The organism is Kribbella sp. DT2, assembly GCF_049844575.1.
Lineage (GTDB): Bacteria > Actinomycetota > Actinomycetes > Propionibacteriales > Kribbellaceae > Kribbella.
Map to the genome: position 1 here is coordinate 91999 of NZ_JBNCLH010000011.1, position 12940 is coordinate 104938.

Here is a 12940-nt window from a genome sequence, read left to right on the forward strand (position 1 = left end):
ACCCATCAAATGGCCTCGGGGGGCGGGTGGGGATCGGGCGAAGGATGCAGCAGACTGTCTCGGTGGCTTCCCCTGATCCCGCCCTTGCTGGTGCAGCTGCAGTTGCTCTGACCGGACTGGCCGAGGCGTACCGCCCTCGCCCGGTCACCCCGCTGATGCCCTGGCGCTTCCCGCACCGCCTGGTGAAGCCGTACGTCGTCACCGCCCGCGGCCGCTCCTGGGACGACGAGATGGTCGCCGCCGCCCGCGCCACCGCGACCCGGCAGTTCGAGTTCGACGACGCGATGGGCGGCCTGGGCCTCGGCGTCGTCGTCCTGCACCTGGCCGACGACGGCATCTCCCTGGTCGTGCAGACCTGGTCGAAGGACTTCCGGTCCCGCCTGAGCCTGTTCAGCGGCCTCGACGTCGAGGACCTGCGCCCCGCCCCGACCGGTGTCGCGCCGACGGTGTGGGAGCTCGAGGTGCTCACCCACGAGCGTTCGTCGTACGTGCACCACATCCTCAACGCCGAGGTCGACGTCGACGCCTGGCTCGACGACGCCCTCGACACCCGCCCGGCCCCTAAGCTCGACGGAATTCCTTCCGGCACCTGAGGAATTCGGACAGTAGTAGCCCGAATGCCGGCTGTGGTGTCAAACAGTTGTTTCTCACCACACCGTGGCGGGACGGTTCCGGGCTGCGATCGCCTGCAGGTAAAGGCAATTTCTGGCACCTGAGAAGTACTCACTTACCGGCGGGTTCAGGCATAAGCTGATCCGGAAAATCCGACGGAAAGGACTTGGGGAGGACCTTTGCCGTGACATCACTGGACCACCGGAATCCGCCGACCGACCTCTGGTCGGGTCCGGCCGCCGATCTGGCCGCTGCCGCGGGTGCGTCTTTCGCACCCCCTGAAGCCGCCGAGCCCGCCCAATCTGAACCAGTTCAGCCCCGGCCCCACCAGCCGACCGACCGGATCGCCCCGGCGCCGTTCGACGAGTTGATCGACACCGAGCCCTCGCGGCACGTCGCCGCGGCGCACGCGACGTCGTACGGGGTCGAGCACCTTCCGGACGATTACGCGCACTACCCGCTCACCGACGGCGCTCACAGCGCCCACGGCCGGGCGAACAGGGACACTCGCGTCGGACCCGCGGCCGATCGCCGTACGGCGGCCGCACGCGAGCACGCGCCCACTCCCGCGACCGGCTCGTCCGGGGACCGCGGTGACAACGGCAAGGGCCACCGGGGCAACGGCAGCGGCGGCAGGCCGAGGCGTTCGCGCGCGGCCATCGGTGCCGCCGTCGTCGCCGGTACGGCGATGGTCGGCGCGTTCGCGTTCATCCTCACCAACGGCAGCTCACCGGCCCCCCAGGCCGGCGGCAGCGTCGACCCGGGCCGGGACTCGGCCGTCACCTCCACCCGGCCGTCCAACGCGCCGGCCCCGGCCGCACCCGGTACGGCGAAGGCAGACCGCAAGCCGGCGGTCCCCAACCCGGCCGCCTCGAAGACGACCGCCAGCAAGACACCGAACACGGGTGCGGAGTCGCCGAAGTTCCGCAGCGGCCAGTGGGTCGCCGTGATCGACACCTACCCGACCGACGCGGGCATGGCCGCCGACCAGCTCGCCAAGTCCCTGGCCGCGCGGCTGATCACAGCCGGCGTACCCGCCAAGGCTCTGCTCGCCAGCGGTCAGTACCCGGGGCTCGCGGACGGCGACGGGGTGGCGATGGCCGACAGCTGGATCGTCTACGTCGGACCGGCCACGTCGTCGGCCAACGCGATGAACGTCTGCATCTCCCCGAAGGTCCAGAAGGTGCACGCGAACAACGCCTGCCCGACGTACGAACCGGCGGCAACGGCTGACTGACTACTCCTGCAGGCCCGGGTCCGTGGAGAGCCGGGCGTGCAGGTGCGAGTCGTGGCGTTTGCCGGAGGGCTCGACGTAGTAGTCCCGCATCACGCCCTCCAGCAGGAAGCCGGCCGCGGTGGCGACGCGGCAGGAGCCCTCGTTGACCAGTGCGTGGTCGAGCGAGATCCGGTGCAGCCCGAGGCTGTCCCCGAACGCCCAGCGGCTCGCCGCGTCCAGCGCCCGCGCGCCCACCTTCCGCCCGCGAGCGGCCGGTGTCACCCAGTACGCCGCCAGCGCCTGGTCGGGGATCCGGTGCACGTCCCGCAGGGTCACCGAGCCGAGCAGCTCGCCGGAGACGAGGTCGGCGATCGCGAAGACCGCGTTGCCGAGCGTCCACGAGCGCACCCGTGGTTCCAGCCACGCCTGGGCGCGCTGGGCCGCCGGGAGCGCGATGACGGCGTTGCCGGCGGTCCAGCGCAGGATGCCGGGGTCGGCCAGCGCGACGGCGACCTCCTGCTCGTCGGACAGCGCGAACGGACGCAGCAGCAGGTCGCCGGCCTGGATCTCGGTCGGCTGGAGAGGAGAACTCACTGCTCTGTTCTACCGGAGCACTCCCCCGGCAGCAGCTGGATTACTGCTGGTGCGGCTCGTTGGCGTGCAGCAGGGGCGCCTGGTGCGCGTGGTCACCCAGCTGCTGTACGCCGGTGACCAGGCCACCGGTCAGGTCGCCCGCGGCGAACGACGTCTGCATGGTCAGCGCGGCCAGTGCGGCCGAGTGGTCCGACAGCTGCCGCTTGGCGGTGGCGCCGGTGACGATCTCCAGCCGGCGGCCGGCCGGGTCGACGTACACCAGCACGGTGTGGTCGGGGTCGGGCAGCTCGTTCAGCAGCTCGAGCGCGAACGGCCGGGTCTCGGAGTCGGCGCCGCCGACGTACACCGAGAAGTGCAGGCCGGACGACGCCTCGGCGTGCCGGACCGCGCGCTCGAGGTCGAGCAGCTGGTCGTGGGTGAAAGCGTCACCAGCTGGCACTTGCGCCTCCGGTCGAACGGGCGACGCCACTCGCGGCGGTCGCGGTCGGGGTGCTGCCGGCGGGGAGCTCGGGCAGGTTGGCCGGGTCGGGCTTGGTCGCCACCGGGCCGTTGATCCACACCGGCGGGGCCCACCAGGACAGTCCTGGGCGGTACCGCGGGCCCTGCGCGATCGAGGACGCGAAGACCAGCAGCGCGATCACCGCGATGATCAGCGCCGGGATGCCGACGAACACCAGCAGGGTGTGGCCGGAGAGCTGAGTTGTCACGGTTCGAAGCCTAGGCCATCACGCCGGTGCGGCGGTGACCGGCTCCGGCTGCACGCAATACAGCCGGAGCCGGGTTCAGGGGGTCAGCAGCCGCCGCAGTTGTGGTAGGTGATGTCCCAGTGGTTGCCCTCGTTGGCGTAGACGTTGCCGGCGCCGGACTGCCACTGCGGAGCACCGTCGCCGCGGTTGGCGATGCGGGTGAAGGTGCCCTTGACGTAGCCGTCGACGCAACTGCTGACCGCCACGTCCACCTTGTACCCGTTCCAGTGGCTGTAGGTACCGCTCGCGTGGCCGGTCTCGGTGCCGCCGGTGACCCGGACCGCGCAGCCGCTGGACTGCTTGAGGGTGATCGTGCCCTGCACGGTCGCCAGGTTGATCTGGTCGAACGACGTACAGGTCGGGTTGGTGCGGCTCGAGCAGCCGCCGCTGGACGACCAGGTGACACCGGCGGCGGTGAACCGGCCGGCGGCGTCGGAGTGGCTGAGCTTGGTGACGGCGGCGGCCTGCTGGACGGCGACGACACCGGGCGTCAGCCCGGCGACGAGGGCGACGGCGGTCACCAGCGCACGGCGTACGGAGGTTTTCATGGGGACACTCCTTGAAACAGTGGGGCGGTCAGTTTCAAGGAGTGCCTTGCCCAGGAAAGTTTGTTACCAAACGCCACTGCGCCGTGTCACGGACTCAGAACGTGACGTCGGAGCACTGGTAGAACGCGTTCTGCGTGTCGGCGATGGTCCAGACGGCGAGGATCATGTGCCGGCCGGTCCGGTTCGGCAGCTGGCCGGAGTGCGAGACCTGGAAGCCCGGCCGGGCGCCGTTGAACGGCACGGTCAGGAACGGGGTCAGCTCGAGCGCCGACCGGGTCAGCGGGGCGTTCTGGTTCCAGCCCTGCTTGGTGACGTAGTACTTGAAGTCCGTCGTCGCGTGGGCCGCGGTCAGCGTCCAGTTGAACGTGTAGAGCGAACCGGAGTTGAGCTTGGTGGTCGGCCACGCCCCACCCCGCTGGTCGTTCAGCTGGTCGAAGGCGCCGATGCCGGCCGAGCAGAGCTTGCCGTCGGCCGGGCCGCCGCTCGGGAAGCCCTTCGGGCCTTCGGCGCTCTGCGGCTCCCACTGGATGTTGCCGCAGTTCTGGACGGCGCCGTTCGCGCAGTGCTTGGCGCGGCTGGTCGGGGACGTGGTGTAGCCGTGGCCGTACGCCGTGGGGGCGGCGATCATGCCGGTCAGTGCCAGCGCACCGATCGCGATCCCGGCGAAGGTCTTTCTGCGTGCTCGCATGCGAGGACTTCCTTTCCGTCAAGGGGGCGGTACGGAAAGGACAATAGATAGCAACCCTTCAATTCTATTGTCAACAGCTCGTGAGCGGCACCTGACAGATAGTTATCGAAGCACGCCGACCAGGCGGCGCAGCCGGGTGTTGTTGGGCAGGTCCTCGATCAGCACCGGCATCCCGTCCGGCCCACCCAGCGGGATCCGCCAGTTCGGGTACTCGTCGGTGGTGCCCGGCTGGTTCTGGGTCCTGCGCTCGCCGACCGCGTCGGCCAGGGCGACACCGATCAGCTTGGCCGGCGTGTGTGCGACGTACCGGTGCAGCGCCTCGACGATCCGCTCGACCTCTCCTTCGTGGCCGGACAGCAGGTGCCGCTCGCGGAGTGCCGCGAGCCAGGCGTCCCGGTCTGCCTCGTCGACAGCGAGCTCCTCCTCCACCGGGCGGGTCAACAGCCCCAGCCGGTCCCGCAGGTCCACGTGGTCACCGGCGAGGTAGCCGGCCGTCGGAGGCAGGTCGTGCGTCGTCACGGTGGCCAGGCAGAGCTCACGCCACCGCTCCGGCGCCAGCGGCTCGCCGTCCTTGTCCCGCTCGAACCAGAGCACCGACGTACCGAGTACGCCGCGCTCGGTGAGGTAGTCGCGGACCCACGGCTCCACCGTGCCGAGGTCCTCCCCCACCACGACCACACCGGCCCGGGCGGCCTCCAAGACCAGGATGCCGATCAGTGCTTCGTGGTCGTAGCGCACGTAGGTGCCCTGGGTCGGGCTCTCCTCCGAAGTCACCCACCAGAGCCGGAACATGCCGAGGATGTGGTCGATCCGCAGGCCACCGCCGTGCCGCAGCTGCGCCCTGACGAGCTCACGCCAGGCGGCGTACCCGGTCTCGACCAGTGCGTCGGGACGCCAGGGCGGCTGCGACCAGTCCTGGCCCTGCTGGTTGAACGCGTCCGGCGGAGCACCGACGTGGATGCCGGCCGCCAGCACCTTCTGCAGGGCCCAGGCATCGGCGCCGTCCGGGTGTACGCCGACAGCCAGGTCGTGTACGACGCCCAGCTGCATGCCGGCGTTCTTGGCCCGGGCCTGGGTCCGCGCCAGCTGCTCGTCGAGCTGCCACTGCAGCCAGCAGTGGAACTCCACCGCGTCCGGGTTGTCGTTGCGAAAGGCAACAACCTCCGGGGCGGCCGGGTCGCGCAGCTCCTCGGGCCACTTGCTCCACTCCGGCCCGTGCAGGTCGGCGATCGCGGCCCAGGTGGCGAAGTCGATCAGGCCGTGGCCCTCGCGGTCGCAGTACGCGCCGTACTCGGCGATCCGGCCGATCGACGGCCGGACACCGAACAGCACCTGCAGCGCCTCGCGCTTGGCGGCCCAGACGGTGTCGCGGTCGAGCCAGTCGGCGTCCTCGTTCAGCGCCCGGCTCTGCAGCCCCAGCGTGCGGACGCGGTCCCGCTCGGCCGGCGCGAGGTCGCCGTACTCGTCGATGTCCTCGATCCGCAGGTAGATCGGGTTGGAGAACCTGCGCGAGGCCGGCAGGTACGGCGAAGGCTCCATCCGGCCGGCGGTCTCGGCGGCGTGCAGCGGGTTGATCAGCACGAACCCGGCGCCCAGGTCACCGGCCGACCACGCCGCGAGGTCGGCCAGGTCGTGCAGGTCACCGATCCCCCACGACCGGCGGGAGCGCACCGAGTACAGCTGCAGCACCCAGCCCCAGGTACGGTCCAGCTGCTGCGGCTCGAGCCGCTGCGGCGTGACGATCACCGTGCCGGTGAAGACCTCCGGGCTGCTTCCGATGCGCGCGCAGAGCCGGTGGTAACCCAGCGGAAGGTCCCCCGGCAGCTGGAACGTCGCCTCGCCGATCTGTACGCCGTCCACCCACTCGGGCTCGACCCACTTCTCCTGCTGGGGGATGTCGCGGCGCTGGCCGCCGTCCTCCAGGTCGACCCACACCTCGACGCCCGAACCGTGCGGCACGTGCAGCGGGAACCAGGGCGTCCAGCCCGCGCGCATCACGACAGTGGCGGGCAGCACCCGGCGCCAGCGGGTCACCTGGTACTCGTCGAGCGCCTCGGCGGCCTTGGCCGGCGTCGACGCGTCCACCCCGAGTGCGGCGAGCACAGCCGACACCACCTCGGTGGAGACCTGCACGTGTCTGCCCTGCCAGTCCCAGTACTCCGTCGCCACACCATGGGCTACCGCTAGCTCGACAAGGGCCGGAGTGGGAGCAGTCACGCGTGCGAGTCTGCCGTATGACCGGCCCCTGAGCAGAACACAGCGCGCCGCGCGGACGACAAATCCCTTACGCTGCCTAGAAGGCACCGCCCGGGGGGCGCTGGTGCGGCACGAGGGGGATTCACCATGGAGATCACACGGCGTACGACGCTGGGCTGGCTCGGCGCACTCTCTGTCGGTGCGGCGGTCACAAGCTGTCGTGGAGCGAGCGCGGCAGACCCGGCCTCGGCACGGGACCAGTACAACCTGAGCGACTGGGTGGCCGACCGCGGCACCAAGTACCTGGTCGCGCACCGCGGGGTCGGCGACGTGTTCCCCGAGCACAGCATGGAGTCGTACCAGGCAGCGTTCGACGCAGGAGCCCGGGCGATGGAGATCAGTGTCGGCATCACCGCCGACAACGTTCTGGTCTGCCTGCACGACCAGAGCCTCGACCGGACGACCAACCTGACCGGCAAGCTCGGCGCCACCAGCTACGCCGACCTGGAGAAGGGCTGGATCGACGTTGCCCGGCTCGGTCCGTACTGGCAGAGCGCCAAGGCCCGGGTGCCGCTGTTCGAGGACGTGCTCAAGCGGTTCGGCGGCCAGGTGATCCTGTGCGTGGAGGCCAAGGACGACCGGGCGCACGCCCCGATGATGTCGATGGTCGCCAAGTACCGGCTGGAGACGTCGGTGATGGTGAAGACGTACTTCAAGAGCAAGCGGATCGCCGAGGCGAAGAGCCAGGGGCTCGGAGTGTTCGCGTACTACACGACACCCGCGGAGCTCACCACCGAGTCGGTGCAGACGGTGGCCAGCCTGCTGTCGCCGCGCACCGACGCGATCGTCGTCCCGAACTCCGGCCCGGGTGGCTATCTGGCCCCCGGACTCGCCGAAGAGGCCGTGGCGACCGGCATCCCGATCTGGCCCTACCCACTGCACCGGCGGTCCGACCTGACGCACTACAACGCCGTCGGCATGGCCGGAGCCGTCACGTCGAACATCGGCTACCTGCTGGGCAAGAGCGAGGTCGCCGTGGCCGACCAGTGGGCGCGCGGCATCGCGGTCGCGGGTGAGATGACCAGAGACCCGTACGACGACCGCTTCGCCCTGCAGTGGGGACCAGGCGGGTCGATCCGGCTGGCCGCGAGCAAGACGCAGCACTTCCTCACGCTGGGCAATCTCGGGCCGGTCGCCGCCCCGGCGTACACGGTCGAGTTCGAGGCGTCGTACGACGTCCTGCCGAAGGACCCGGCGGCCAACCTGACGCTGGCGTTCGGGCACACCGACGACCGGTACTACGAGCACCAGCTCGGCCTGTCCAACGGGTACCACGCGATCCTGCAGCGCGACGGCGAGCTGGGGCTCTACCAGCACCAGGCGGGCAAGTCGCCCGGGACGCTGCTCGGCTCGGAGAGGACGGGGGCGCCGGCGCGCGGCCAGTGGATGAAGTTCCGGCTGGAGGTGACGCCGACCCGACTGGTCTGGAGCCGGCTGGACCGCCCGGCGCGGATCACCGTGGAGGACAAGGCGTTCCGCGGCGGCTACCTGCACCTGGGCCGGGCATCCCTCGACGGGACGCTGTCACTGCGCGGCCTGAAGGTCACACGAGCGTGAGCACGTCCTGAGCGCATCCCCAGCCCAGGGTGATGCCGCTGCCGCCATGACCGTAGTTGTGCACGACCGGTACGCCGTCGACGAGCTGCTCGTCCCGCTCCAGCCGCACCTCGGGCCGCCCCGGGCGTAGACCGACCAGCGCCTCGATGACCTCCGCGTCAGCCAGTGCGGGGACCAGGTCCGTGCAGCGCGCGACGATCGAGGCCGTGGTCGCGTCGTCGACGGTGGTGTCCCAGCTGCCCTGGTCCAGCGTGCCGCCGAGGATGCAGTCGTCCGTGCGCGGGTGGATGTAGGCCCGGCCGGCAGGGTGGTGCTCGTCGCGGACGGACAGCGTGAGGCCGGGGTTGCGCACCCGGACGATCTGGCCGCGGATCGGGTACGTCGTACTGTCGCCGACCAGTTGCCCGGCGGCCAGGCCGGCGCAGTTGACGATCACGTCCGGGGACAGGTCGAGCAGATCGGTGAGCGCGGCCACTCGTCGTACGAGGTGGTGGCCGCCGGTGTCGAGGTAGCGCTGGCGCAGACGTGGCAGGTAGGTCGGCATCTCGACCAGGGGTACGGCGAAGCGCAGTCCGTGCGAGTAGCCGGCCGGGAGCTCGTCAGGCCTCGCTGATCTCACCTCACCGACCGCATCGGCCCAGGGCTGCGGGCCGGGCTCGTCCCGGTAGACCACGAGGGACTCGCGCATCACCACACCGGGCACGCCACGCGCCGCCTCGTCTGCGAGCACGTCGTACGTCGTACTGCCCCAGGCTGCGACCTTGTCAGCCGGCCCCGCTGAGGTGGGGAACCAGATTGCTGCCGCCAGGTGGGAGGTGGTCGCCTCGGTGGCGTCGGCGCTCACCACGACGACGTCGTCGCCTCGCTCGCGCAGGAGGAGTGCGGTGAACAGGCCGCTGATGCCTGCACCCAGTACGACGACTCTCATGCGGTCCGCCGTTGGCGGCGGGACAGGACCAGTACCGCGACCAGGAGGCCTGCGCTGGCGATCACCAGTCCGATGGCGACGCCGGCCACGTTGTCGGTGAGCTGGTAGAGCGCGGTCGGCCAGATCACCAGCAGGATCGAGCAGCCGACCACGGCGTACGCCGACGCGTGGACGCGGCCGTACGCGACCAGGAGAGCGGCCGGGCCCGCCGTACCGACGGCCAGCGCCATCACCTCGCCCCGGTCCTGGATCAGCCAGCAGATCGACGAGCTGAACATCGCCGCACCGGCCAGCGACCACGACGTCACCTGGTCGCGGGCCAGACCGACCATGGCCAGGACGAAAGCCACCAGGATGAACCCGGTGCCGGCGATGCCCGCCGAGTTGGTGTGCACGCTGTCCGCCGGCGTCAGCACGTCGGAGGTGACCACCAGCACGCCGACGCCGAGGATGCCGAACGTCGCCACCAGCAGGGACGAGCCCTGCAACCACCAGACACCGACCGCGACCAGTGCCAGAGCCACGGCGACACCGACGATCCGGCCGGTTTCGCCCTCGATCGCCACGTACGTGGCGAAGCCGGCGACGCAGCAGCCGAGTGAAGCGAGCGCGGAGCTCAGCTGCTCGCGGCGACGGAACAGGGCCAGTACGACGGCTGCCGCAAGGAGGAGGACGGCCGCGCTCGTGCCGGTGGTGATGCGGGCGGCACGACCCATCTCACCCCAGTTGGCCACGGTGAGAAGCGCCACTGCGCCGAGGAGCAGGGCACCGCCGATATAGCCGAGCACCTCCATCAGCGCCGAACTGTGGGGTGGAGCCGGTCGGGGCTGCTTCGCCGGGGCCGGTTCGATCGGCTTGGTGGCCGCTCCAGGCTCCGGTGCCGCACTGTCCGCGTCGGCCGCGTCACGGAGGGCGTCCGCCTGGTACTGACGCAGCACTCCGGCACTCACCAGGCGCATGAGCTCGTCATCCAGCCTGCTCGGCATAGACCGTCTTTCCTCCCAGCATTTCGGCCAGTGTTCGGTTCGTGAGTTCAGGCGGTGGTCACTACAGTAGGGCGGCGAGATGCCTATTCTGCTCAGCTACCCCGTGTCCCTGCTCAGTCACCCCCTGCTTTCACTGCCTGAACAGTTCCCGACCTTCTTCCGCCGCGGCAACGACGGCAAGCTCGAGGTCACCGACCAGATCGTCATGGTCCCGGCCCGGATCGTCGGGTTGGTCCTGGCGTTCTTCGTGGTGCGCTGGCTGCTCCACAAGGCGATCCGGCGCTTCGCCCGGCGGACCGGCAACGGCGCCGTGGCCGGCGTCCTGGCCAGGTCCAGGCGCGGTCAGGAGTTCGTCGAGAACACCCTGTCCAACGAGCGGCGCGCCCAGCGCGCCGAGACGATCGCGTCGCTGCTGTGCAGCGCGGTGACGATCGTGCTGACCGCCGTCACGGTGGTGATGGTGCTCGCCGAGCTCGGCTTCAACATCCTGCCGGTGGTCGCGTCGGCGTCCATCATCGGTGTCGCGCTCGGCTTCGGCGCGCAGACGCTGGTCAAGGACTTCCTGGCCGGCATCTTCATGATCTTCGAGGACCAGTACGGCGTCGGCGACCTGATCGACATGGAGAAGGCCACCGGTGTCGTCGAGGCCGTCGGCCTGCGCGTCACCCGCCTGCGCGGCGAGGACGGCACGATCTGGTACGTCCGCAACGGCGAGGTCCTGCGCATCGGCAACCTGACCAACCGCGACCCCAACGCCGGCCCGTCGGGCGTCGGCTCAGCCGCCGAGAAGGAAGAGGAGCAGCACGTGGTCGAGGCCCCGGCCGAACAGCCCGCCACCGCCACGACCTCCGAGTCCACAACCCGCCCAACTGGCCACACACCGCCCGACTGACCAACCGCCGCGGGCGCGGAGCGCCCGCAGGCGTCCGGGCGGCGTCACCCCCTCCCCCCTCTCCCCCCAACGCCGACGGCGCCGACCCCGCAGGGGTCGGCGCCGTCGGTGGGTGTGGAGGTCAGGCCGTGAAGGTGACGTCCAGGGTGATCGTCGTGCCGGCGAGTGCCTGGGAGACCGGGCAGTTCTTCTTCGCCTGCTCGGCGAACTCGGCGAACTCGTCGGCGGTCAGGCCGGGGACCTTGCCGTTGACCGAGAGCTTGATGCCGGTGATGCCCTCACCCGGCTGGAAGGTGACGTCGGCGGTGGTGTCGATCGACTCCGGCGCGTTGCCGGCGCCGGCCAGCGCGTGCGACAGCGCCATCGAGAAGCACGTCGAGTGCGCGGCCGCGATCAGCTCCTCCGGGCTGGTCTTGCCGTTCGCGTCGTTGGCGCGCGAGGCCCAGGACACGTCGTACGTGCCGATCCCGGACGACTCGAGGGCGACCTGACCGGCGCCCTCCATGAGGGAGCCTTCCCAGTGGGCCTTGGCAGTGCGAACTGTTGCCATGCTCGTGTGTCTCCTTCGAAGAAGAAATCAGTGCCCGGACACGTCGATCGCGCCGGGGTGGGTCGGTTCGTCGGTGTTCACCATGCTGTGCGCGGCCATCACCATGTACTTCCAGATCTCCTCGTCCCGCTCCGGGGACAGGGCGATCTCGTCCAGGGCGGCCCGCATGTGCCCCAGCCAGCTGTCCCGCGCGCTCGGGGTGACGGCGAACGGGTGGTGCCGCATCCGCAGCCGGGGGTGCCCGCGCTGCTCGGAGTAGGTCTTCGGCCCACCCCAGTACTGCTCCAGGAACATCCGGAACCGGTCCTCGGCCGGGCCGAGATCCTCCTCCGGGTACAGGGCGCGCAGTTCCGGGTCGGCGGCGACGCCGCGGTAGAAGGCGGCGATCAGCCGGTGGAAGGTCTCGGCCCCGCCGACGGCGTCGTAGAAGCTCTGTGGCTCACTCATCGCTTTCAGTGTCTCAAGCCGCTGCAACGTGCCGACCGAGGGCTGCCCGCTCGGCCTCGTCGAGCGGCCGCTTGGCGTGCGTGTCCGCGCTCACCGCGACCAGCACCGAGGTCGCCTTGCAGTAGACCAGCCCTTCGGCGTGGTCCACGATCCGCGACTGCAGCGTGTACGACGACGTGCCGACCGCCGAGACCCACACCTCCACGTCGTACGGCGGGTGCCGCAGCAGGATCGGTCGCAGGTAGTCGACGGTCTGGCTGACCAGCACCACCGGCGACCGCCCGAAGAACTCGTCCGCGCCGACCCCGAACACGTCGGCCAGGAACGCGATCCGCGCCTCCTGCAGGTAGTCGAAGTAGCGCACGTTGTTCACGTGGTCGTACGAGTCGATGTCGGACCACCGCACCAGCACCGGGTAGCTGAACGTCATGCGCCCACCAGCTTTGTCAGCGCCTCGCGCTCGGTCGGGGTGATCCGCCGCAGCCGGTTGGCGGTGAAGTCGAACGGGACCAGCCGGGTCTTCGCCTCGACGTACGTCGTCCGCTCGGGCGCGACGTCCAGAATCTCGTAGTCGACCGTGAACGAGGCGGCGCGAATCTCGGAGATCCACAGCTCGATCCGGACCGGCTCAGGGCGAAAGCGCAACGGCGCCCGGTACTGGACCTCGTGCCGGGCGACCAGCAGCCCGGTCTCCAGGTCGTCGGCGCCGAGCTCCTTGGCGGTGCGGAACAGGAAGTCGACGCGCGCGTCCTGCAGGTAGTCGACGTACCGGCCGTTGTTCACGTGCCCGAGCGCGTCCATGTCACCCCAGCGCAGCGGACAGTGGTAGACGTGCCGGTTGTGATGATCCACACCAGGATCATCCCATCCGGACCACGCGCGATCCGACGCAACGTGGGTAATGTCATCCCGGATATCAA

Annotated in this window: 16 protein-coding genes; 4 read left to right on the forward strand and 12 right to left on the reverse strand. The window is 70.2% G+C overall.

The genetic code is table 11. The features are described from left to right. The first annotated feature begins 62 nt into the window (after positions 1 to 62). Positions 63 to 593 (forward strand): hypothetical protein, encoded by a 531-nt coding sequence (locus ACLQ2O_RS36025; protein ID WP_425841214.1) that lies wholly within the window; start codon positions 63 to 65, stop codon positions 591 to 593. A gap of 203 nt (positions 594 to 796) precedes the next feature. After that, the gene (locus tag ACLQ2O_RS36030) at positions 797 to 1849 is read left to right on the forward strand and encodes a hypothetical protein (protein WP_425841216.1); all 1053 of its coding nucleotides are present in this window, start codon (positions 797 to 799) and stop codon (positions 1847 to 1849) included. Here the strand turns inward: ACLQ2O_RS36030 and ACLQ2O_RS36035 are convergent, their stop codons facing one another. The 6 genes from ACLQ2O_RS36035 to malQ all read right to left on the reverse strand — a co-directional run bounded on the left by ACLQ2O_RS36035 (position 1850) and on the right by malQ (position 6621). After that, a complete protein-coding gene (locus tag ACLQ2O_RS36035) occupies positions 1850 to 2422 on the reverse strand; it encodes a GNAT family N-acetyltransferase (RefSeq protein ID WP_425841219.1) in 573 nt (190 codons plus the stop codon). A 40-nt stretch (positions 2423 to 2462) separates the two neighbouring features. Then, complete coding sequence (locus ACLQ2O_RS36040; RefSeq protein ID WP_425841222.1) at positions 2463 to 2861, reverse strand: DUF5130 family protein; 399 nt, start codon at positions 2859 to 2861, stop codon at positions 2463 to 2465. Continuing rightward, positions 2848 to 3129, reverse strand: a complete 282-nt coding sequence (locus ACLQ2O_RS36045) for a hypothetical protein (RefSeq protein ID WP_425841225.1) — start codon at positions 3127 to 3129, stop codon at positions 2848 to 2850. The genes ACLQ2O_RS36040 and ACLQ2O_RS36045 overlap by 14 nt, the downstream gene beginning before the upstream one ends. 83 nt (positions 3130 to 3212) lie before the next feature. Next, positions 3213 to 3716: a hypothetical protein gene (locus tag ACLQ2O_RS36050; RefSeq protein ID WP_425841228.1), complete on the reverse strand. Its 504-nt coding sequence runs from the start codon at positions 3714 to 3716 to the stop codon at positions 3213 to 3215. Positions 3717 to 3810: 94 nt separating this feature from the next. After that, positions 3811 to 4404, reverse strand: a complete 594-nt coding sequence (locus tag ACLQ2O_RS36055; RefSeq protein WP_425841230.1) for a lytic polysaccharide monooxygenase auxiliary activity family 9 protein — start codon at positions 4402 to 4404, stop codon at positions 3811 to 3813. A gap of 102 nt (positions 4405 to 4506) precedes the next feature. Then, positions 4507 to 6621, reverse strand: coding sequence for a 4-alpha-glucanotransferase (gene malQ, locus ACLQ2O_RS36060; protein ID WP_425841233.1), 2115 nt, complete (start codon positions 6619 to 6621; stop codon positions 4507 to 4509). A gap of 126 nt (positions 6622 to 6747) precedes the next feature. Between malQ and ACLQ2O_RS36065 the strand changes: the two genes are divergently transcribed. Next, positions 6748 to 8217, forward strand: a complete 1470-nt coding sequence (locus tag ACLQ2O_RS36065) for a glycerophosphodiester phosphodiesterase (RefSeq protein ID WP_425841235.1) — start codon at positions 6748 to 6750, stop codon at positions 8215 to 8217. On the opposite strand, the gene ACLQ2O_RS36070 is transcribed toward ACLQ2O_RS36065, so the two are convergent. Continuing rightward, positions 8204 to 9145, reverse strand: coding sequence for an FAD-dependent oxidoreductase (locus tag ACLQ2O_RS36070; protein ID WP_425841237.1), 942 nt, complete (start codon positions 9143 to 9145; stop codon positions 8204 to 8206). The two genes, ACLQ2O_RS36065 and ACLQ2O_RS36070, sit on opposite strands and share 14 nt — an antisense overlap. Continuing rightward, on the reverse strand, positions 9142 to 10131 hold the full coding sequence (locus ACLQ2O_RS36075) for a hypothetical protein (protein ID WP_425841240.1): 990 nt from the start codon (positions 10129 to 10131) through the stop codon (positions 9142 to 9144). The genes ACLQ2O_RS36070 and ACLQ2O_RS36075 overlap by 4 nt, the downstream gene beginning before the upstream one ends. 79 nt (positions 10132 to 10210) lie before the next feature. Between ACLQ2O_RS36075 and ACLQ2O_RS36080 the strand changes: the two genes are divergently transcribed. Next, on the forward strand, positions 10211 to 11023 hold the full coding sequence (locus ACLQ2O_RS36080; RefSeq protein WP_425841243.1) for a mechanosensitive ion channel family protein: 813 nt from the start codon (positions 10211 to 10213) through the stop codon (positions 11021 to 11023). Positions 11024 to 11144: 121 nt separating this feature from the next. Here ACLQ2O_RS36080 and ACLQ2O_RS36085 read toward each other — a convergent pair whose 3' ends face one another. The 4 genes from ACLQ2O_RS36085 to ACLQ2O_RS36100 are packed head-to-tail and all read right to left on the reverse strand — an operon-like array spanning position 11145 to position 12872. Next, a complete protein-coding gene (locus ACLQ2O_RS36085; protein WP_425841246.1) occupies positions 11145 to 11573 on the reverse strand; it encodes an OsmC family protein in 429 nt (142 codons plus the stop codon). A gap of 27 nt (positions 11574 to 11600) precedes the next feature. After that, a complete protein-coding gene (locus tag ACLQ2O_RS36090; protein WP_425841249.1) occupies positions 11601 to 12020 on the reverse strand; it encodes a globin in 420 nt (139 codons plus the stop codon). Between the two features lie 13 nt (positions 12021 to 12033). Further along, positions 12034 to 12450 (reverse strand): acyl-CoA thioesterase, encoded by a 417-nt coding sequence (locus ACLQ2O_RS36095; RefSeq protein ID WP_425841252.1) that lies wholly within the window; start codon positions 12448 to 12450, stop codon positions 12034 to 12036. After that, a complete protein-coding gene (locus ACLQ2O_RS36100; protein ID WP_425841255.1) occupies positions 12447 to 12872 on the reverse strand; it encodes an acyl-CoA thioesterase in 426 nt (141 codons plus the stop codon). The genes ACLQ2O_RS36095 and ACLQ2O_RS36100 overlap by 4 nt, the downstream gene beginning before the upstream one ends. Between the last annotated feature and the right edge of the window lie 68 nt (positions 12873 to 12940).

What these genes read in the sequence shown, in the direction of transcription:
- ACLQ2O_RS36050 (WP_425841228.1), bottom strand. Translation starts at nt 3,716, where the DNA reads ATGAAAACCTCCGTACGCCGTGCGCTGGTGACCGCCGTCGCCCTCGTC.
- ACLQ2O_RS36055 (WP_425841230.1), bottom strand. Translation starts at nt 4,404, where the DNA reads ATGCGAGCACGCAGAAAGACCTTCGCCGGGATCGCGATCGGTGCGCTG.
- ACLQ2O_RS36065 (WP_425841235.1), top strand. Translation starts at nt 6,748, where the DNA reads ATGGAGATCACACGGCGTACGACGCTGGGCTGGCTCGGCGCACTCTCT.
- ACLQ2O_RS36070 (WP_425841237.1), bottom strand. Translation starts at nt 9,145, where the DNA reads ATGAGAGTCGTCGTACTGGGTGCAGGCATCAGCGGCCTGTTCACCGCA.
- ACLQ2O_RS36075 (WP_425841240.1), bottom strand. Translation starts at nt 10,131, where the DNA reads ATGCCGAGCAGGCTGGATGACGAGCTCATGCGCCTGGTGAGTGCCGGA.
- ACLQ2O_RS36080 (WP_425841243.1), top strand. Translation starts at nt 10,211, where the DNA reads ATGCCTATTCTGCTCAGCTACCCCGTGTCCCTGCTCAGTCACCCCCTG.
- ACLQ2O_RS36085 (WP_425841246.1), bottom strand. Translation starts at nt 11,573, where the DNA reads ATGGCAACAGTTCGCACTGCCAAGGCCCACTGGGAAGGCTCCCTCATG.
- ACLQ2O_RS36090 (WP_425841249.1), bottom strand. Translation starts at nt 12,020, where the DNA reads ATGAGTGAGCCACAGAGCTTCTACGACGCCGTCGGCGGGGCCGAGACC.
- ACLQ2O_RS36095 (WP_425841252.1), bottom strand. Translation starts at nt 12,450, where the DNA reads ATGACGTTCAGCTACCCGGTGCTGGTGCGGTGGTCCGACATCGACTCG.